This is a genomic window from Nesterenkonia sp. PF2B19 (assembly GCF_001758425.2).
GTDB lineage: Bacteria > Actinomycetota > Actinomycetes > Actinomycetales > Micrococcaceae > Nesterenkonia > Nesterenkonia aethiopica.
This window is the reverse complement of record NZ_MDSS02000004.1, coordinates 1-18,143: the sequence shown is the minus strand read 5'-3', so window position 1 is coordinate 18,143 and position 18,143 is coordinate 1. Positions and strand designations below refer to the sequence as shown.

General features: G+C 69.5%; 19 protein-coding genes and 2 tRNA genes. 13 read left to right on the top strand and 8 right to left on the bottom strand.

The window, feature by feature from the left end; genetic code table 11:
- The first annotated feature begins 38 nt into the window (after positions 1–38).
- Positions 39–692: a TetR/AcrR family transcriptional regulator gene (locus BCY76_RS01860; protein WP_070160470.1), complete on the top strand. Its 654-nt coding sequence runs from the start codon at positions 39–41 to the stop codon at positions 690–692.
- A 160-nt stretch (positions 693–852) separates the two neighbouring features.
- Here the strand turns inward: BCY76_RS01860 and BCY76_RS01855 are convergent, their stop codons facing one another.
- Positions 853–2,475 carry an AbgT family transporter gene (locus tag BCY76_RS01855; RefSeq protein ID WP_085437086.1) on the bottom strand — a complete coding sequence of 541 codons (1,623 nt, stop codon included), beginning with the start codon at positions 2,473–2,475 and terminating at the stop codon, positions 853–855.
- Positions 2,476–3,053: 578 nt separating this feature from the next.
- Between BCY76_RS01855 and BCY76_RS01850 the strand changes: the two genes are divergently transcribed.
- A complete protein-coding gene (locus BCY76_RS01850) occupies positions 3,054–3,335 on the top strand; it encodes a DUF1540 domain-containing protein (protein WP_085437085.1) in 282 nt (93 codons plus the stop codon).
- A 29-nt stretch (positions 3,336–3,364) separates the two neighbouring features.
- Here the strand turns inward: BCY76_RS01850 and BCY76_RS01845 are convergent, their stop codons facing one another.
- Positions 3,365–4,195, bottom strand: coding sequence for a hypothetical protein (locus tag BCY76_RS01845; RefSeq protein WP_070160472.1), 831 nt, complete (start codon positions 4,193–4,195; stop codon positions 3,365–3,367).
- Between the two features lie 299 nt (positions 4,196–4,494).
- Positions 4,495–5,409 carry a non-homologous end-joining DNA ligase gene (gene ligD / locus BCY76_RS01840; RefSeq protein ID WP_083277539.1) on the bottom strand — a complete coding sequence of 305 codons (915 nt, stop codon included), beginning with the start codon at positions 5,407–5,409 and terminating at the stop codon, positions 4,495–4,497.
- A gap of 183 nt (positions 5,410–5,592) precedes the next feature.
- Between ligD and BCY76_RS01835 the strand changes: the two genes are divergently transcribed.
- Positions 5,593–5,829, top strand: coding sequence for an NINE protein (locus BCY76_RS01835; RefSeq protein ID WP_070160476.1), 237 nt, complete (start codon positions 5,593–5,595; stop codon positions 5,827–5,829).
- Positions 5,830–5,846: 17 nt separating this feature from the next.
- Here BCY76_RS01835 and BCY76_RS01830 read toward each other — a convergent pair whose 3' ends face one another.
- A complete protein-coding gene (locus BCY76_RS01830; protein ID WP_085437084.1) occupies positions 5,847–6,602 on the bottom strand; it encodes a Crp/Fnr family transcriptional regulator in 756 nt (251 codons plus the stop codon).
- Positions 6,603–6,909: 307 nt separating this feature from the next.
- Between BCY76_RS01830 and BCY76_RS01825 the strand changes: the two genes are divergently transcribed.
- Both BCY76_RS01825 and BCY76_RS01820 read left to right on the top strand, forming a co-directional pair.
- Positions 6,910–7,200 carry a hypothetical protein gene (locus BCY76_RS01825; RefSeq protein WP_201791060.1) on the top strand — a complete coding sequence of 97 codons (291 nt, stop codon included), beginning with the start codon at positions 6,910–6,912 and terminating at the stop codon, positions 7,198–7,200.
- Positions 7,201–7,390: 190 nt separating this feature from the next.
- Positions 7,391–7,463: transfer RNA gene (locus BCY76_RS01820), tRNA-Lys, on the top strand.
- Between the two features lie 118 nt (positions 7,464–7,581).
- On the opposite strand, the gene BCY76_RS01815 is transcribed toward BCY76_RS01820, so the two are convergent.
- Positions 7,582–8,136: a hypothetical protein gene (locus tag BCY76_RS01815; RefSeq protein ID WP_085437083.1), complete on the bottom strand. Its 555-nt coding sequence runs from the start codon at positions 8,134–8,136 to the stop codon at positions 7,582–7,584.
- Positions 8,137–8,347: 211 nt separating this feature from the next.
- Here BCY76_RS01815 and bcp point away from each other — a divergent pair, with 211 nt between their 5' ends.
- Positions 8,348–8,815, top strand: a complete 468-nt coding sequence (gene bcp / locus BCY76_RS01810) for a thioredoxin-dependent thiol peroxidase (protein ID WP_070160484.1) — start codon at positions 8,348–8,350, stop codon at positions 8,813–8,815.
- Between the two features lie 106 nt (positions 8,816–8,921).
- Positions 8,922–9,002: transfer RNA gene (locus BCY76_RS01805), tRNA-Leu, on the top strand.
- 1 nt (position 9,003) lies between these two features.
- On the opposite strand, the gene BCY76_RS01800 is transcribed toward BCY76_RS01805, so the two are convergent.
- A complete protein-coding gene (locus BCY76_RS01800; protein WP_070160486.1) occupies positions 9,004–9,882 on the bottom strand; it encodes an EamA family transporter in 879 nt (292 codons plus the stop codon).
- A 71-nt stretch (positions 9,883–9,953) separates the two neighbouring features.
- Here BCY76_RS01800 and BCY76_RS01795 point away from each other — a divergent pair, with 71 nt between their 5' ends.
- The 6 genes from BCY76_RS01795 (at position 9,954) to BCY76_RS01775 (ending at position 15,227) form a co-directional block, all read left to right on the top strand.
- Positions 9,954–10,850 (top strand): LysR family transcriptional regulator, encoded by an 897-nt coding sequence (locus tag BCY76_RS01795; RefSeq protein WP_070160488.1) that lies wholly within the window; start codon positions 9,954–9,956, stop codon positions 10,848–10,850.
- Positions 10,851–11,005: 155 nt separating this feature from the next.
- Positions 11,006–12,694 carry an ABC transporter substrate-binding protein gene (locus tag BCY76_RS01790; RefSeq protein ID WP_070160490.1) on the top strand — a complete coding sequence of 563 codons (1,689 nt, stop codon included), beginning with the start codon at positions 11,006–11,008 and terminating at the stop codon, positions 12,692–12,694.
- Positions 12,695–12,865: 171 nt separating this feature from the next.
- A complete protein-coding gene (locus tag BCY76_RS01785; protein WP_083277541.1) occupies positions 12,866–14,371 on the top strand; it encodes a malate:quinone oxidoreductase in 1,506 nt (501 codons plus the stop codon).
- A 60-nt stretch (positions 14,372–14,431) separates the two neighbouring features.
- Positions 14,432–14,833 (top strand): alpha/beta fold hydrolase, encoded by a 402-nt coding sequence (locus BCY76_RS01780; RefSeq protein ID WP_170922553.1) that lies wholly within the window; start codon positions 14,432–14,434, stop codon positions 14,831–14,833.
- A complete protein-coding gene (locus BCY76_RS20600) occupies positions 14,752–14,931 on the top strand; it encodes a hypothetical protein (RefSeq protein ID WP_139827570.1) in 180 nt (59 codons plus the stop codon). The genes BCY76_RS01780 and BCY76_RS20600 overlap by 82 nt, the downstream gene beginning before the upstream one ends.
- On the top strand, positions 14,895–15,227 hold the full coding sequence (locus BCY76_RS01775; protein WP_085437082.1) for a hypothetical protein: 333 nt from the start codon (positions 14,895–14,897) through the stop codon (positions 15,225–15,227). The genes BCY76_RS20600 and BCY76_RS01775 overlap by 37 nt, the downstream gene beginning before the upstream one ends.
- Here the strand turns inward: BCY76_RS01775 and BCY76_RS01770 are convergent.
- Both BCY76_RS01770 and BCY76_RS18815 read right to left on the bottom strand, forming a co-directional pair.
- Complete coding sequence (locus tag BCY76_RS01770; protein WP_085437081.1) at positions 15,181–16,674, bottom strand: hypothetical protein; 1,494 nt, start codon at positions 16,672–16,674, stop codon at positions 15,181–15,183. The genes BCY76_RS01775 and BCY76_RS01770 overlap by 47 nt on opposite strands.
- Positions 16,667–17,176, bottom strand: coding sequence for an SbcC/MukB-like Walker B domain-containing protein (locus tag BCY76_RS18815; RefSeq protein WP_237089914.1), 510 nt, complete (start codon positions 17,174–17,176; stop codon positions 16,667–16,669). Before BCY76_RS18815 ends, BCY76_RS01770 begins: the two co-directional genes overlap by 8 nt.
- Positions 17,177–18,143 lie beyond the last annotated feature (967 nt).

Genomic DNA, 18,143 nt, shown 5'->3' with positions numbered 1-18,143 from the left:
AACACTCTGTTGGTCACTCATCCAATAAGATGGAAGGCATGGTGTCAAGGGTCACATCCACGAACTCCCGCAAGGCCCCCGGCGAACGTCGGGACGAGATCATCGCGGAAGCTGCCCGACTGGCGGTCACAGCGGGCCTCGAGAAGATCACTCTGCGGGCCGTCGCCGCCGGCATCGACGTCAGGCCAGGCCTGATCAGCCATTACTTCCCCACCGTCGAGGATCTTCTGGTGGTCGCGTGCGAACGCGCACTCTCGGACGAACGCACTCGACTGATCCCCGCAGAAGGTGCACCGCTGACACGGCTGGCCCGAATGATCGCCCGGCTGGAAGGTGGCCACGCCGACGATCTGGCCCGACTGTGGCTCAACGCCCGCCATCTCTCTCGGCATCACCCGCGCCTCGGAGAGGCACTCGTGGCCCAGGAGGAGCAGGACAGAGAGCGTCTGATGGGGCTGATCCGGGACGGCATCGCCGAGGGGGCTTTCCCTGCGCAGGATCCATTCGCCGCCTGCGTCCGCATATTCGTCGCCGTCGACGGCGCCGGGGCGTACGTGAACTCACCGACACCCTTCGACCATGTGACCTACCACCGATTCATCACCGACGTCGCCCAATGGGCCCTCGGGATCACCGATGACTCCCTTCGTCAGGCCGTCGACTGTGCCACCGCCGAACTGATCAGGCCCTGAGACGTGGACGCGACACCACAAGTGCCGGAACGGAAGAAGCACACTTCACGAGCCGCCCGGCACCTGCGATCTCACAGCAGAGACGCCGCTCGCCCTCGCCGTGTCGCCACCAGCATCACGAGCGGACCAGATCGATCTTCGGTCCGTGGAGCGTCGTCACTCAGGGCTCGTAGTGGATCGGCGCATTCGGCCCCAGCGGCAGGTCCAGCCACATCCAACCCGTGGTCATCAGCGTCCAGGCCGCCATGAAGGCCAGCGAGTACGGCAGCATCACGGAGATCAGGGAGCCGATGCCGATGCGTTTGTCATACTTCTGCGCCACTGCGATGACGATCGCGAAGTAGGTCATCAGCGGGCTGAGGATGTTCGTGGCGGAGTCCGAGACCCGGTAGGCCGCCTGGGTGAACTCCGGAGAGATGCCCAGATGCATCAGGATCGGCACCATGACCGGGGCGAGCATGGCCCATTTCGCCGAGGCCGACCCGACCAGCAGGTTCACCACGGCCACGAAGCCCATGAACAGCAGGATCAGCGGCAGCCCGGTGAGATTGATGGACTCCAGGAGGTCGGCTCCGCCGACCGAGACCAGCAGGCCGATGTTCGACTGGTTGAAGTAGGCGATGAACTGGCCTGCGGTGAAGGCCAGGACCAGGAACATGGCCATCCCGGCCAGCGTCTTGGAGACATGGTTGATCACGTCCGTGTCATTGCGGACCACCTTCGTGACGATTCCGTAGACGAGCCCTGGCACGAAGAACGCGATGATGATGACCACCACCAGGGAGCTCATGAACGGCGATTGGACGACCGCGCCGTCCTCGCCGCGCAACACACCGTTCTCCGGGACGATGAGCAGCAGGAGCAGACCCACGGTGATCACCAGCGAGATCCCGGCGGCGATCATGCCCTTCTTCTCCACGGCGGTGATCTTCAGGGCCGAGCGGTCCTGATCCGCCAGGACGCCTTCGCCGTGCCAGGAGCCGAGGCGCGGCTCGACCACGAACTGGCTCACCAGGGTGCCGACGACGGCCAGCAGCGCGGTGGAGGCGATGATGAACCAGTAGTTCATGGCGAGATTCATCTGCTCGGCATAGGCCGGGTCCACGGTCGCGGCGGCCTCGATCGTGAGCTCACCGAGCATGACGTCGGTGGCCGAGAGCAGCAGATTCGCGCTGAACCCTGCCGAGACGCCTGCGAAGGCGGCGGCGATGCCGGCCAGAGGGTGGCGCCCCACGGCGATGAACAGGATGGCCGCCAGCGGGGGCAGCACCACGTAGCCGGCGTCGGAGGCGGCCGAGGACATGATGCCTGCGAAGACGATGCCGAAGGTCACCAGGAACCGCGGGATGGACAGGATGAACGTCTTCAGCGCCGTGCCGATCAGCCCGCTCTGCTCGGCCATGCCGATGCCGATCATGGTCGCCAGGACCACACCCAGCGGTGCGAAGTTGATGAAGTTGTCCACCGCTGAGGTGAACATCCATTCGATGCCCTCTGCGGAGAGCAGGTTGAAGACCTCGACCTCCTCGCCCTCCAGAGGGTCGGTGACGCTGATCCCGGCCTGCGAGAGAGCCCAGGACAGCACGACGACGAAGGCCGCGAGCAGAGCGAACAGCGTGGCCGGGTGCGGCAGCTTGTTGCCGAGGAACTCGACGAGGTCGAGAAAGCGCTGGAAGAGGCCGTGTCGCTTCCCCGAACCGGTGATGGGTCCGCGCGCGGCGTCCTCGCCCTCGGGTCCTGACGCGCTTGAGCCGGGTTCCGGCTCCTGAGTGGTGGTGCTCATCGGGTGGGTGTCCCCTCGGATTGTTGTGCACAAGACAAGACACCCGACGGCGGGTCGGCCGGCGGGTGCTGAGGCACACCATATTGCGTCGACTTGTGATGTGCGTCAACTCTGACGCACCCGTGAGCACTGTCACAGGCGTCTTCCGAGGACAGTGACCAGCAGTGATGTGCCTCCGAGCCTCCCCGGAACGTCCGAGCGTCTCGGCGCGCCGGACCGGCTGGAGTCCGCTCCATGCGGCGGGCCGCCGCTCCTCCCGGCAGGGAACTCCGTCACCTCCTGTGGGTCTCGACGGCGCGCACGGGCGCATCCGCACGGCCGGCTTCTCCTGAGCGGTCGATGGTCCCGCCCGACGACCATGCCTGACGATTGCGTCGCTCCAGGTCAGACCTGGTTCGATCACACTGGTGTGCTGTCATCCTGCCAGGCGCGCCTGCCTCGGTCGGTGCCGGTTCCGACCCCGAGATCTCGTGGAATCCGGTGAGGCGCGCTGGTCTTGTGGGCCCTGTCATCGAGGCATACTCTGGCGGCATCCGCTCAGGAACCGCCGAGCGGGCAGAGCACTGAGGAGTCCTGTCATGACCAGTCTCGCCACCGTCACGTCCTGCGCCGCCACGTCGTGCGCCTTCAACGACGGCGCCTGCCGCGCTGATGCCGTCACCATCACCGGTTCCGCCGGCTCCCCCAGCTGTGGGACCTTCATCGCCCTGGATGTCCGCGGCGGTCTGCCGACCGCTGAGGGACACGTGGGGGCGTGCCAGCGCTTGGAGTGCGTCCACAACACCGACCTGATGTGCTCCGCCGAGGCCGTCACTGTCGGTGGTGACACCGCGAACTGTCTCACCTACTCACAGGAGTGAGCTGACGGGGCGCCCGAGGGCTCGGGGCCTCAGGCCACCTGCACGCACCAGGCCCGCAGCGCGGCCTCGAATCCGGCCGCATCCGTGACCGGCTGGTCGAACGCGATCAAGACGGCCCGCACCTGATCGCCCTCGCGCACCAGCCACGTGCACCCCTCGGCGTCGACGTCGAGCAGCATTTGCTCCACTGACCCGTCGAGCTCCCGCGGAGCCGGCAGGGTCCGCCCGAGGATGCCGCGCCGCACACCGTGCGCGAGTTCTTCCATCAGCCGCGCCACGACCTCGGGGGCGAGTGCAGCGGCGGTGTCCAGCGCGCTCCATTCTTCGATGCCCAGCGGCCATGCCCCTGGCTGCGCCACCTGGTCCCACGGAAGCTTCTCCACGTCCTCGCGGGCGTGGACCAGAACGCTGTCGCTCTGCACCATGGCCACCCGCGCGAATGGCGCCGCGGCGGCTGCGACCAGCTCGTCTGACAGGGCGTGCTCGGTGAGCGCATGGTGGGCGGCATCGGGACTGAGCATGTGCACGCGACCCAGCGCATGGAGACTCGCGACCTGCACCCGGACATGCGCCTGCGCACCGAACTGGTCGATCTGCAGCCGGACGTCGGCCTCATCTCCTTCGGCAGCGGTCGGCGTGCCCTCTGATCCCAGGACGACGAGCCAGGCGCCGACGTCGGTCATCCCGTGGGCGAGGACCGCAAGCTCCCGCTGTGGCTCCTCTCGATATGCCACGAGACTCAGCCGACCGGCGCCCGCCAGCAGCCGCTGGGCCGTCGACGTCGCGCAACGACGGCGCAGCGCCACCCCGTCGACCAGGCGCGCCACATCGCGCGCAGTGCCTGCCCTCTCACCGGCCATAGCGTCTCCCTCGGATGGGTCGGAGGAGCCGGACGCCCGCTCCGCAACAGATCCTCATCCATTGAAGCACAGCCACAGACCTTTAGGGCACACAATCATGAGGTAATTCACGCCCTCGATCCCTCGTAGGGCCCCCGTGCGCCACGCCGGCTCACGATCAGTGCAGGTCAGCCTTCCGGCTGGTGACCGTCACCGAGAAAGCTCGATCACTCCCAGCGGACGTCATCGGGCGACTTGTCACCCCGCAGACCCCTCCACACGGCCCGACTCAGGGAGGCGGCCGTCTGGCCGGGAGAGCTCTAGGCCACGGCGTCGCTGTCGCTCAGGTCCTGCAGCGGGTCCAGCCCGTCTGCCACGCGCCGCAGGACCTCATCGCATTCGAGCTGCCGCAGATCAGGATCCTCCAGCTCCTCCCAGGTACGAGGCGCCGCGACGGTCGGACGCGGACGTCCTCGCAGGGAGTAGGGGGCCACGGTGGTCTTGCTTCGGCTGTTCTGGCTCCAGTCGATGAACACCTTGCCCCGTCGGGCGGACCGGTCCATCCGACTGACCACCTGGTCAGGATGCTCCTTCTCAAGCGCCTGCGCGAGCTCCTGGGCCACAGCGGACACCTCGGGAGAAGTGCGTGAGCCGTCAAGCGCCGCATACAGGTGGATCCCCGCCGAGCCGGAGGTCACCGGGATGCCGGTCAGCGCCATGCCGTCCAGCAGCTCGGCGCACCAGCGGGCCACCTGGGCACAGTCACGCAGGTCCGAGCCGTCTCCGGGGTCGAGGTCGAGGACCATGCGGTCCGGTGGCTGCGGGTCGCCGGCGTCGTCGACACGCCACTGGGGGACGTGCAGCTCGAGGGCCGCCACCTGACCGAACCATGCCAGCACCGCCTCATCGTCCACCAGAGGGTAGGTGGTGGTGTGATCCTGGTGCTGCTGATCGATCCGCGGCACCCAGTCCGGGGCGGAGTCTTCGAGGGCTTTGCGGAAGAAGGGCTTCATCGGGCTCTCCGCCGTGCCGACACCGTCGGGCCACCTCTTGCGGGTGACCGGGCGGCCACGAAGGTGCGGCACCATCACCGGAGCGACAGCCCGCAGGTACTCCTGCACGTCGGCCTTGGTCATACCGGTGGCCGGATACATCTCCTTGTCCAGATTGGACAGGCTGAGTCGTCTCCCTGCCACCGTGGCGCGCCTGCGCTGTGCTGACGAGCCTGTCGACATCGGGAACCTCCTGTCTCCGACGGCCGTTCCGATCACCAGTGTCAGGCACCTCCGTTCCCGGCGGAACCGCTGCGGCGCCTCGCAAGGCCGTAGGAGGCTCCAGGGAACGGTCCTACACAGGTACGACAGGGTCAGCCAGGGCCAGGAGGAGAGGTGGGCCTGAGCCAGGCGTAGGATGGCGCTATGGCTTCTCGTGCGTTCGACGGCCCGCAGAAGGATCCCGGGATCGCCCTGGTGCTCACCATCCTGGGCTTCTTCTTCGTGGCAGGGCTGCAGTACTTCTACCTGGGGAAGATCCTCAAAGGGATCCTCTTCCTGCTGACCCTGGGATTCTTCTACATCGGCACCATCATCTCGCTGTTCACCATCCGGGGCGAGACCCGGCGGGTCAACAGGCAGCGCCTGTTCGGCCTGCGCTGAGGCGCTGCCTCACAACATCACCGGGCCAGCTCAGCGAGCGCCTCTGCATCGCGCAGCGTGATGACCCCGTAGCCGACACCGATCACGCCGCGCCGCTCCAGGTCCTTGAGCACCTTGTTCAGCGAGGGCCGCTGGACGCCGATCATCGCGGCCACGGTGCGCTGAGGCAGCAGCACCTCCCCCTGCACTGCCTCATCCAGCAGCACCTGGGAGATCTGGGCGGTCAATGACCGACCCAGCAGGCCGATGATGCGGTTCTGGCTCATCGCCAGGCGCTCGGCGATCGAGGAGAGCCATCGGCGGGCGATCGCCGGATGGTGCCCCAGGAGGCGCTCGAAGCCGTCGGCCTCCAAGTGCAGCGCGGTGACCTCCTCCAGTGCTCGGCCCGTGTACGGGAACGGCATGTCCAGGAGCAGCTGCACGTCGCCGTCGACGTCCCCCGGATGGAGCACGTGGACCACGGAGCGACGCTCCCCCGCCCCCGCGATGAGCTCGACCCGCCCGCTGCGGATGATCCACACTCCCGCCGACTCGGGCTCGGCTCCGGGGGCCATCCCGTCGGCGAAGAGCTTCTGCCCCGGCTCGAACTGGCGAGTGGTCAGGTAGGTCGCGATGGCGGAGACATCGGTGGCGCTCAGGGGCGCCGATGCACCGCGGCCCACGCAGCGCGCCACCCAGGCGGCCTGCCGCAGAGCGGCCATCTCGGCGTCGGGGCCCGCCGTCTCGGCCGTCACCTGCTGCCAGGGAAGGGTGAGGAATCGTGAAGGCGCCATGGCATCGATTATGTCATCAGGCTGACATTCGGGTCAGTACCTCGCGTTCGGCGTCGTGGAATGGAACCACCGGGGAGACGCCCCGGTGCCGCACCTGCGGCATGTGGAGAGGAGAGGGACATGACTTCCACTCAGGGAGCCCACGCCGCCGGAGCGGCGGGAACGCTGACACGCCGTGCTGTCCATGGCGGCCTGGGAGACTGGCGGGCGGCGTCGTCTTCGGCATGATGATGGCGGCGATGGGGATGTTGCCCATGGTCGGCGCTCTGGTCGGTGTCGAGAGCGCGCCGTCGGAGGCCTGGTGCACATGGGCATCTCGCTGCTGTTCGGCGTCGTGTTCGGCGTCGTGATCACCAGCGCTCGGCCTGCACCGCTGCTGCTGCTCGGTGCCGGCTACGGCGTCGTGCTGTGGGTCGTCGGTGCCCTGCTGATCATGCCCGCCATGCTCGGCATGCCGGTGTTCATGATCAACGCCATGACCCTGCAGAGCCTCGTCGGGCACCTGGTCTTCGGGCTCGTGGCGGCGGCCGCCGCCTGGCTGCTGCGCCGTCACTCCGGGAGCCTGGACCTCGGGGACATGCGGGCCCAGCACGCCTGACCGTCAGGTCCTCAGCACCGTGCCGACGGGTGTCTCACGGTTCCGTCGGCACGGTGCTGAGCTGGTGCGATGAGGATCACAGGCGGAGAGGACTCCTCGAGTTGGCAGGGCCACGAAGCCGGTGCTAGAGTTTCATGTCGTTGCGCAGATGACTGAGCAACGGATCGCGGAAGCGACGACCTGCAGCCGAGGGCCTCTAGCTCAACTGGCAGAGCATCAGACTCTTAATCTGCAGGTTCCGGGTTCGAGTCCCGGGGGGCCCACTCTGACGAGTGCAGGTCTCGCCTCCGCGGGAACCCCGTCTCCAGCTGGAGACGGGGCTTCCTGCGTCTGCGCCGGGGCCATGTCGACTCGGGCCGTCGCCGTGCGCCGGGCCCGGGCTCACACGGGATTCATGTCCTCGAGCCGGTCCAGGAAGAAGTCCACGAACTCCGTGAAGTCCCGGACGTCCCGCCGCTGGTCCAGCGTGACCTCGGGCAGCTCGTCGAAGCTCACGCGACCCCGGACGTCCAGGACCACGCGGTGACCGGTGGACAGGGCGATGGTCACAGACGCCCGCTCGGCGTCGCCCTCAGCGGCCATGCCCGCCAGGTTCGTCATGTTCACCGGCAGGGGCACCGTCGGCGTCGCGTCGTCCGCCGGATCCGCGGCCGCCCCGGTGATCCGTGGCATCGCTTCGGCGAGATCCACCGGGCACAGCACGATCTCAGTGGGCTGGCGCCGGTAGCCGACCAACAGGTGCTCGGCCATGCTCACGGCGTCCTGGACCGAGTCGGCGCTCTCCCCGGGAGGGACGGCACGAGCATCATTCGCCTCGAGATTGGCGGCGTAGAGGATGTTGTAGGAGCCGAAGTTCATCACCGAGACGTCGAAGGTCCCGCGCAGGGCCGCGACCAGGCGTTGCTCCTGCTCTCCGCGGTTCGGCTGCTCCACCATGGCGGCCAGTCTACGGACCACGGCGGACCGCGCCCAGGACCCTACACACCGTTTCCCCCACCGCCGCGTCCCGCAGGCCGACGATCGACAGGCCGACGATCGATAGGCTGGGAGGTGCTCCACGGCGACCCGAGGACATCTCGAGCCCGTCCGAGGAGACGCCCGTACTGCGCCGCCGCCGGCGGCACCCCCACGTCGAAAGGTTCCCTGCATGGCACAGCGACTAGCACCTGGTGACGCAGCACCCGAGTTCACCCTGCCCGCGGTCGGCGGAGGCACCGTCAGCCTCGGCGACCTCCGCGGACAGAAGGTCATCGTCTACTTCTACCCGAAGGCCTCCACCCCGGGCTGCACCAAGGAAGCCTGCGACTTCCGTGACTCGCTGGCGTCGCTGCAGTCCTCCGGATACGCCGTGCTCGGCCTCTCCCCCGACCCGGTCTCCGCACTGGAGAAGTTCACCGCGAACGAGTCGCTGAACTTCCCGCTGCTCAGCGATGAGGACCACCAGGTCGCGGAGGCCTACGGCGCCTGGGGCGAGAAGAAGAACTACGGCCGCGTGACCGAAGGGCTGATCCGCTCGACGATCGTCGTCGACGAGCACGGCGCGGTGGAGCTCGCCCAGTACAACGTGAAGGCCACCGGCCACGTGGCACGGCTGCGCGACAAGCTCGGGGCCTGAGACGCCGCACCGCGCTGGCGTGAGCCGCACCGCCAGCCCGGCGGGGCGGCTCTTGTAGACTGATGGGCCGCGGCCGCCACAGTCTCGACGGCGCGCCGCGGCATCGGCGGGCGTGGCGGAATTGGTAGACGCGCTGGATTTAGGTTCCAGTGTCTTTGACGTGGGGGTTCAAGTCCCCCCGCCCGCACTCACTCGGTCCGGGGGCGCCGTCGTCCGCCGACGAGCACCCCGGCCACCACCAGCACGGCCCCGACCAGCTCCAGCCCTGCCGGTCGCTCCCCCAGCAGCGCCCAGGCGGCGACGAGGCCCACCACCGGCACCAGCATCGAGTAGGGCGCCACCGTCCCGGCCGGATGCCGCCTCAGCAGCCAGACCCACACCACCGGCGCCAGCAGCGAACCGACCAGCACCGTATAGGTCAGTCCCGCCCACGCGGGGGCCGCCTGCCAGGAGATCGAAGCGGCCAGGGCGTCTCGGATCTCCTCAGGCCCTTCGACCACGAGGGACAGTCCCAGCAATGGGACAGGGGGCACCACGGCCATCCATAGCACCAGGGCCAGGGGATCCTCGGCCTGAGCCCGCCGGGAGGCCAGGGTGCCCGCAGCCCAGCCCACCGCACCGAGCAGGACGAGAAGGAACGGTGCCCACTCTCCGCCGCCACCGCCGCGCGCCCAACCGGCCAGCGCCAGGCCCCCCAGCGCCAGACCGGCACCGGCGGCGGCGCTGCCGCTCATCGGCTCGCGCAGCAGGATCACCCCGAGCACCAGGGTCAACGGGGCCGCGCAGGTGAGCACCAGCGAGGCGACGCCCGCGGGGAGTCCCGCCGCCATGCCGAGATACAGTCCCACGAACTGCACAGTGCCGGTGCCCAGCCCGAAGCCCAGCAGGTGCCGGAGCCGCACCCCCGGCCACGGGACGCAGATCACCGCGGGAAGCGCCAGCAGCAGGAAGCGCGCTCCGGCGAGGAACAACGGCGGGAAGTGCTCCAGGGAGATGTGGATGGCGATGACGTTCAGTCCCCAGCACAGCGAGGCCAGGACAGCGAGAGCACGGTGGGTCAGGGTCACGGCTCCATCCTCGAAGCCTCGACCCCTCAGGTCTACCTAATACTTCTTACGCGATCATTTAGGCTGACTGAATGGAGATCCGTCACCTGGAACTGCTGCGCGAGCTCTCCGCACGGGGCAACCTCGCAGCCGTCGCACGCGCCACCCACCGCACCCCCGCCGCACTGTCCCAACAGCTGCGCACGGCCGAGCGAGACCTGGGGGTGAAGCTGGTCGAACCGGTCTCCCGAGGGATCCGCCTCACCTCTGCCGGTCAGCTCCTCGCCGACGGCGCCGGCGACATCCTGCACCGCCTAGCGGCCCTGCGGGCTCAGCTCGACGCCGCCACCGGGGAGCCCCGCGGCACCGTCGCCGTGCAGGCTCTCCCCAGTGCCGGCGCCGCGCTGCTTCCGGACCTCGTGCAGAGGTTCTCCGAGACCGCCATCACCGTCGAGCTCAGTGACTTCCTGTCCATGGACCGCTTCGCAGACTTCGCTCGGGACGCGGACGTCGTGGTCGGTCACCGGACTGTGCCGCAGCAGGACGACGCCTCCGACCTCATCACGACCGTGCTGGCTCGGGAGCCTCTGGACATCGCACTGCCGAGCGACCACCCCCTGGCAGCCGAGGAGCATCTGCATCCCCGCCAGCTCGTGGACCTTCCGTGGATCGGGGTGCCCACCGGCTACCCCTTCGATGCCGTCCCTGCGGCAGTCGAGCAGGCCACGGGGCGGGCGGTCCACCGAGCAGTGCGCCTGCGGGACAACCACCTCGTGGAGGCTCTGGTGGCCCGTGGAGCGGGAGTGGGCGTCCTGCCGCGGTTCTCCTCCCGCATCGGCCCGGGAGTGACTCTCCGACCCCTGCGCGGCGTCCCGGCCGAACGGACCATCATCGCCCTGAGCCGACCGGAGAGGCATGCCCGCCAGGCGGTGCGCACCGTGCTGGCGGAGCTCGAGAGGATCGGACGACGACTGACTCCCCCGCGCTGACTCCCCCGCACCGACCGGCCCCTCCCGGGCGCTTCAGGCTGTGCATTTCAGGCCGTGCGCGCGGAGATGCGGCGCCTGCATCGTGCCGGCGTCCGACCGCACAGGCGGTAGCATTGTCAGGTCCGTCCGCGACTGTCACGAGGAGACCTGCCCGCATGGCCGAAGAGCTGAACCGCCGGCAGATGCTGGGAGCATCGACGGCGGCGGCCGCCGCCGGGCTGTTCCTCGGGCCGACCGCCGCCTCACCCGCGGCCTCAGCATCGTCGACGGCGCCCTCCCACGACGACGCCTCCCGGGATGAGCGTCGTGACCGCACCGCCGTCATCGCAGGGGTGTCGGCCGTCACCTCCCTGGATCCGTCGCTCGCCGTCGACACGGAGACCGAACGGGTCTGCCGGCAGGTGTACGAGGGCCTGCTGGGCGTAGACCAGGAGACCGGCGCCACCGAGCCGCTGCTGGCCCGTGACGTGGATGTCGACGAGGCCGGGCTCGTCCACCGTTTCACCCTGCGTGAGGGAGTCCTCTTCCACGACGATACGGCCCTTGACGCCGACGCCGTGGTCGCCAACGTGGAGCGGTGGGGGCGGCTTCCCGAGCTGCATGGCTCCGGCAATCTCCGCCGCACCGCAACCCTGCCGTTCGAGGCCATCTTCGGCGGCTACCTGGGAGACGAGGACTGCGTCCTGGAATCGGTCGAGGCCGAGGATCCGTCCACGGTGGTCCTCACGTTGAGCGAGCCGATCGTGTTCCTCCACCAGGCACTGACCCTGCCCGCCTTCGGGATCGTCTCTCCTGCAGTCCTCTCCGACGATGACCCGGGCCTGGTGGCCCGCTCCCCGGTGGGGACCGGAGCCTACCGCGTGATGGAGACCCATGAGGGGGACGTCACCTTGGAGGCCTTCCCCGACTACTGGAACGGCCCGGTCACGGCCTCCGCCGAGGAGACTCCGGACGGTCCGGCCCCCGAGCGCGTGGAGATCCGCGCCATCCCTCGGTCCTTCGATCGGCTGCGGGATCTGCAGCGGGGCCAGGTCGACGTCTATGACTACATCACTGCGGACAATCTGCGCCCGCTGGTGCAGTCCGGGCGCCTGATCCTGCAGCGTGATCCGTTCTCCGTGCTCTATCTGGGGTTCAACCTGGCCCATCCCGTGATGGAGGACCATCGGGTCCGCGAGGCCGCTGCGCGGGCGATCAACCGCTCCGACCTGGTGAGCGAGCACTTCCTGGAGGGGACGCGCCCGGCGCACCAGTTCACCCCGGCTGCCCTGGGCGTGCATTCCGAGACCGCGGAACGGTACGGCCGTGACCTCCAGGAGGCCCAGGATCTCCTGGACGACGCCGGCTATGACGGGGAGCCGCTGCGCTTCTACTATCCGATGACCGCGACCCGCAGCTACCTTCCCCGCCCCGAGGCCGTCTACGCCTCGCTGGCCCGCGATCTCACCCAGGCCGGCTTCGTGATCGAGCCCCGCCCCGTCCCCTGGGACGCCGGCTACCTGGAGGAGCTCCTCGAGGACGACGACCGAGCGATGCACCTGCTGGGGCGCAACGGAGGCTACCGGTCCCCGCACTCCTTCTTCGGTCCGCTGTTCCAACGCTCCTCCCGAGAGTTCGGCTATGACTCCGACGACGTCCAGGACCTGCTGCACCAGGCGCGTTCCGAGACGGACGATGAGCAGCGCGCGACGCTCTACCGCGAGGTGGCCGACGTCGTGGCCGAGGACCTTCCCGCGCTCCCGCTGGTGCATCCGATCTCCGGTCTCGCCCTGGGACGACGCGTGGCCGACTACCCCATGTCTCCGGTGCTGTTCGAGCCTTTCCGGCAGATCCGCATGAGCTGAGCTGATCCGTCCGTCACACTGCCCGCCCAGATTTCATGGCTCGAGTTCCCCGGCGGTAAAGTCTCCTCGGAGCCCGTCCGAGTTCAGCCGCCCCCGGTGCACCGGCTGACCTGCGTGGCCAGCACCCGGCTGGCCCACCCCCACCCGCCGGACAACCTCAAGGAGAGTTCTGTGGCCACGTCAACGTCGACCAGGTCGACCAGCGCGGACAAACGGTTCGATGTCATTCTCATCGGAGGTGGCATCATGTCCACCACCCTGGGGAGCATCCTCCAGGAGCTCGAGCCGAACTGGTCGATCGCCCTGTACGAGACTCTCGACCAGTCGGGTCAGGAGTCTTCGGACCCCTGGAACAACGCCGGCACCGGCCACGCCGCACTGTGCGAGCTGAACTACACCCCGCGCGACGCCGACGGCAGCATCTCCCTGACCAAGGCCCGCGGCATCAACGAGCAGTACCAGGTCTCCCGGCAGCTGTGGTCCCACTGGGTGGAGTCCGGCACGCTGGGCTCGCCACGGACCTTCATCAATGCCCTGCCGCACATCAGCTTCGTCTGGGGCGAGGACAACGCCCGCTACCTCAAGGACCGCTACGAGGCCATGAAGGCCGAGCCGCTGTTCTCAGACATCGAGCACACCGAGGACCTCGACGAGATCGCCTCCTGGGCCCCGCTGCTCGCCGAGGGCCGCGATCCCCAACAGCGCGTGGCGGCGTCGAAGATCGACTCCGGCACCGACGTCGACTTCGGCTCGCTCACCCGGCAGCTGGCCAACCACCTCAACGAGGCCGGTGCGGAGGTCCGCTACGGCCACGAGGTCACCTCCATCTCCCGCGGCTCCGACGGCCGGTGGCAGCTGAAGGTGCGCAACTCGGCCTCCGGAGAGAAGTTCACCGCCACGGCGCGGTTCGTGTTCGTGGGCGCAGGCGGCGGGGCGCTGAGCCTGCTGCAGTCCTCCGGCATCCCAGAGATCAAGGGCTTCGGCGGCTTCCCCGTCTCGGGCAAGTTCCTGCGCAGCACAGACTCCGCCGTCGCCGACCGGCACCACGCCAAGGTCTACGGGCTGGCCTCGGTGGGCGCCCCGCCGATGTCGGTGCCGCACCTGGACACCCGGTTCGTGGAGGGACGCCGCACGCTGATGTTCGGCCCCTACGCCGGGTTCTCCACCAACTTCCTGAAGAACGGCTCCATCACCGACCTTCCGTTCTCGGTGCGTCCGCACAACCTGCTGCCCATGATGCAGGTGGGCGCGGCCAACACCGATCTGGTGACCTACCTGGTGAAGGAGGTCTCCAAGTCCGCGAAGAAGAAGATCGAGACCCTGCGGGACTTCTACCCTGAGGCCGAGACGGACTCTTGGGAGCTGATCACCGCCGGCCAGCGTGTCCAGGTGATGAAGAAGAACGGTCAGGGCAAGGGTGTGCTGCAGTTCGGCACGGAGCTGGTGGCCGGCGCCGACGGCACGATCGCCGGCCTGCTGGGCGCCTCTCCAGGCGCCTCCACCGCGCCCTCCATCATGCTCAAGCTGCTCGAGCGCTGCTTCCCCGCCCAGGTGGAGTCCTGGAAGCCGCGGCTGCAGGACATGGTCCCCTCCTACGGGCGTCTCCTCAGCGAGGACCCCGCCCTGCTCTCCGAGGTCACCGCCGCGACGAACCGTTCGCTGCAGCTGGAGAACTGAGCTCGCCCGCGCGCCATCGGCGGCCGCCATGGACCGGTGTCCTGTCTGAGAGAGGCTGACGTGTCCCGACTCCTGCATCCCGCACCCGAGACCTGGCGCACCCCGTCGGGTCTCACGGCGCACCTGTGGCGTCGGCCCTTCGCCGACAGGGCACCGGTGCTTCTGGTGCACGGCTATGCGTCGAACGTGCTCTACAACTGGGTCAAGACGGGCTGGCTGGATCCGTTGGCCGCCCAGGGCCGAAGCGTGCTCGCCGTGGATCTCCCCGGGCATGGTTCCTCGGCCGACGTCGACCCGACCGGTCTGAGCGTGCAGGACCTGCTCGACGACCTCCACGGACTCAGCACCGAGATGGTGGCCGATGAACCTCGGGCGACGCCATCGCGGTCCACGGCTATTCCCTGGGGTCACGGCTGGCCTGGCAGCTCGCGGCCGCTCACCCGGAGCTCGTGGCCTCGTTGATCGTCGGCGGCGCCCCGGCCGCCGATCGACTGGCCGGGCTCGACGCTGAGGCGGCGCGCCGGTGGGCCGCGACGTCGTCGTCCCCCAGGATCCGCTGACGCGATCGGTGGTGACCGTCGCCGCCGCCATGCCCGACCAGAATCTTCCGCATGTGGTGGAGCTGCTCCTCGCGGTCGCCCGGACACCCTTCGACCCCGCAGCAGCCGTGCCTGCCGCACCGACCCTGGTGGTGGCCGGTGCCCGGGACGAGATCGCCGCCGGCTCGGCACGTCTGGCAGAGCTGGTGGTCGCCGCGGGGCACCCGGCACGTCTTGTCGAGGTCCCCGGTCGCGACCACGTCAACGTGCTCACCTCGCGGATCTACAAGGACGCTGTGCTCGACGCGCTCCCCTGAGAGCCGTCCGGGCGGGGCCCGGCATGGCGGCGCATGCCGCCCCGCAGCCGCTGGCCACGGCGCAGGGCCACGAGGGCTGGGGCGGCAGCACGGCGATGACGACGACGGAGCTGAAGACCCCAGCACCTGCCTCTGCGAGAAGCCCCGCGGTGATCAGCCCGACCACCAGTCCGATGAGCAGAGAGCCGGCCACGCTGCTGAGAGTCGAGACGAGCTCAGCCGTCGGAGCCCGTCGAGCGACCACCCGGTAGACCTCCACCAGCAGGACGCCGGCAGAGGCTCCGAGCATCAGGTAGAGCCCGACCGCCGCGCTGGCCCGCAGCAGCGTCCCCACCCAGGAGCCGCCCTCGGCCGGCCCCACGGCGAGCAGCGCCGTCAGCAGCCCCGCCGTCAGCAGCAGCAGCAGCGCGAAGAGCCGGCGCCGCCGCAGGACGTCGAGGGCGCGCAGGCGCCGAGGCAGGCGCCGGGAGCTGAGCATCGCCGCTGCGGCGCACAGTCCCAGGAGGAGGCCCAGGGCCTCCGGACGGTGGGACTGGGAGGAGAGGACCAGAGCCGAGATCGCGGAGCCGCCGATCGCCACACCGAGCCCCAGGCTGACGAGGAGAGCTCCGACGACGCTGGGGCCGGCCCCTGCACGACGAGGCTGCACAGCCCGGGTCGGGTCCCCAGGCCGTTCCGGACACATCCCCCGGGCCTCGGCCACCATCTGCTGGCCGTGCTCCACCGCCGGCCATGGCACGCGCAGCGGCTCCAGAGGTCCCTCGGGGACCTCCGCCGAGCCCCCCGCCGCAGTCCTGCACGCATCCCCAGGGTCGGAGAGCGGGTCCGCCACAGGGTCCATGGCGTAGGCAGGGACTGCGAGCGCTCCCAGCAGCGCCGCCATCATGAGCCCGGCCCCTGGCCCCAGCCCGCCGCTGAGCAGCGCCGCGAGCACCGGAGCCAGCACCAGCAGCAGCTCGTCCACGGCCGCTTCGCGGCGCATCCAGGCGCCGAGCCCGACACCGAGGTCAGGGCGGTGATGATGGAGGTGCCACCCGCGGGCCCGGCTCATCGCACTGGCCGATGGGGCGGTCAGTCCGGCCCCGAGGGCGAAGATCACGGCGACGGAGATCACCAGGGAAGAGGGACCGTCCGCCGCATCCGTCGCGACCGGGGTGGACCCGGCGGCGGTCAGCTGGAGGCGAGGCAGCACCGCCAGGACGAGGACGAGCAGGATGACGTGCGCTCCAGCGGTGGCGAGCAGCACAGGCCGTTGACCGTGGCGGTCAGCGGCTGCGCCGGCGATCGGCACCGACAGGGCCAGACCGATCAGGGCGAAGCTGGTCATCAGCGCGGCCGTCATCGGAGAGCCGGTGCCCGCCGCGGCCAAGAGCATCCCGGCCGGAAGCAGGGCCGCCGGTGCCCGCGCGGCGACACCGAGCCACTCGACCGGCCCCGGACTACGCATCCATGCCTCCCAGTCTCGAGAGCACCTCCGTCCCGGCCTCAGGCCCGTCGTCCGCCGGACCTCCCACCGGGTGTTCCGGGGAGTCTATGGCACCGGGGAGCACCATCCGCGCAGTGGAGCCGGTGCGCCGCCGGATGACGCGCAGCTGGGTGGGGATCGCCCGGTGCATCTCCGTGACATGACTGACCACCCCCACCCGGCGCCCCTCTCCCTGGAGCCGGTGCAGGGCCACCATCACGTGGTCGAGGCTCTCTTCGTCCAGAGAACCGAAGCCCTCATCGATGAACAGGCTCTCGAGGCCGATCCCGCCGGCCTCCGACTGGACGACCTCGGCGAGCCCCAGCGCCATGGCCAGGGATGCCATGAAGGTCTCGCCCCCGGACAGGGAGGAGGTGGGGCGCTGGTGGTCGCTGTGCTCATCGTGGACCTTCAGCTCCAGCCCGTGGCGGCGGCCCGGCCCCTCGGCGTCGTCATGGAGGAGACGGTAACGACCTTCGGACATGGTCTGCAGGTGCCGGGTGGCAGCCGCAGCCACCTTCTCGAGGCGGGCAGCCAGGACGTAGCTGGTCAGCGTCATCCGCCGGGGGTTGTCCGGCCCGCCTCCACCGAGCGTCTCCGCCAGCTCGGCGAGACGCCGGTGCTCGATCAGCTCGGAGTCCCGTGAGGCCAGAGCCGCACGGAGCCTCTCGGCGGCCTCGGCCACGGCGTCCCGACGGTCGGCGGCCCGGTCCCGCGCCGTCCGCTCAGCGTCGCGCCGCGTCGACGCCGCCTTCGCCTCCTCGACCGCTTCGGTGACCGCATCTTCTGCGGGGGTCGTCGGCTCGCGGCGACGGACCTCCCGCGCCGCGGAGATGTCCTCGGACTCCTCGGCGAGCGCCAGACGTCCGGCCTGTCGGTCCCACTCCTCCACCTGCTGGTGGTGCTGCCGCCGCAGCGCAGGGTCCAGGATCGCGCCGTCCAGCGCCTCCCGCGTGCCCAGCCCAGAGTCCACCAGCTGTCGGTGCGCCTCGCTGTGGGCCTCCTGCGCCGTCTTCTGGGCCGATCGCCAGGCCTCGATCCCCTCGGAGGCGGACCGGCACGTCTGGTGCAGGGTGTCGAGAGCGTCCAACCGAGCGGCGACGCTGCTGTGGGAGCCGCGCAGTCGGCCGAGCATCTCATCACGGTCTGCGAGCTCCGCGGTGAGCCGTTCGACCTCCTGGGCGGCGTGCCCGACCGCGAGCCCGGCCGCTTCGTGGAGACGCCGCTGCTCGGCCAAGTCCTCCCGCAGCGCCGTCCTGGAAGCCTCGCGCCGGCGCTGATCGCGCCACGCCTGGTCCGCGGCGTCCCGCCTGCGCCGCGCGTCGGCGAAGGAGGCCTCCGCCTCATCACGACGCCATGGCCGCGTTATCGCCGGCGGCACCGACTCTGCCCATGGATCCGACCAGGCGGTGGTGCTCCAGAGTCCGGAGGTAATTTCTTGGAGCGGAACT

Bases quoted from the DNA above. Each gene is read 5' to 3' on its own strand.
- BCY76_RS01860 (WP_070160470.1), top strand. From the start codon at position 39: ATGGTGTCAAGGGTCACATCCACGAACTCCCGCAAGGCCCCCGGCGAA.
- BCY76_RS01855 (WP_085437086.1), bottom strand. From the start codon at position 2,475: ATGAGCACCACCACTCAGGAGCCGGAACCCGGCTCAAGCGCGTCAGGA.
- BCY76_RS01850 (WP_085437085.1), top strand. From the start codon at position 3,054: ATGACCAGTCTCGCCACCGTCACGTCCTGCGCCGCCACGTCGTGCGCC.
- BCY76_RS01845 (WP_070160472.1), bottom strand. From the start codon at position 4,195: ATGGCCGGTGAGAGGGCAGGCACTGCGCGCGATGTGGCGCGCCTGGTC.
- ligD (WP_083277539.1), bottom strand. From the start codon at position 5,409: ATGTCGACAGGCTCGTCAGCACAGCGCAGGCGCGCCACGGTGGCAGGG.
- BCY76_RS01835 (WP_070160476.1), top strand. From the start codon at position 5,593: ATGGCTTCTCGTGCGTTCGACGGCCCGCAGAAGGATCCCGGGATCGCC.
- BCY76_RS01830 (WP_085437084.1), bottom strand. From the start codon at position 6,602: ATGGCGCCTTCACGATTCCTCACCCTTCCCTGGCAGCAGGTGACGGCC.
- BCY76_RS01825 (WP_201791060.1), top strand. From the start codon at position 6,910: ATGGGCATCTCGCTGCTGTTCGGCGTCGTGTTCGGCGTCGTGATCACC.
- BCY76_RS01815 (WP_085437083.1), bottom strand. From the start codon at position 8,136: ATGGTGGAGCAGCCGAACCGCGGAGAGCAGGAGCAACGCCTGGTCGCG.
- bcp (WP_070160484.1), top strand. From the start codon at position 8,348: ATGGCACAGCGACTAGCACCTGGTGACGCAGCACCCGAGTTCACCCTG.
- BCY76_RS01795 (WP_070160488.1), top strand. From the start codon at position 9,954: ATGGAGATCCGTCACCTGGAACTGCTGCGCGAGCTCTCCGCACGGGGC.
- BCY76_RS01790 (WP_070160490.1), top strand. From the start codon at position 11,006: ATGGCCGAAGAGCTGAACCGCCGGCAGATGCTGGGAGCATCGACGGCG.
- BCY76_RS01770 (WP_085437081.1), bottom strand. From the start codon at position 16,674: ATGCGTAGTCCGGGGCCGGTCGAGTGGCTCGGTGTCGCCGCGCGGGCA.
- BCY76_RS18815 (WP_237089914.1), bottom strand. From the start codon at position 17,176: ATGTCCGAAGGTCGTTACCGTCTCCTCCATGACGACGCCGAGGGGCCG.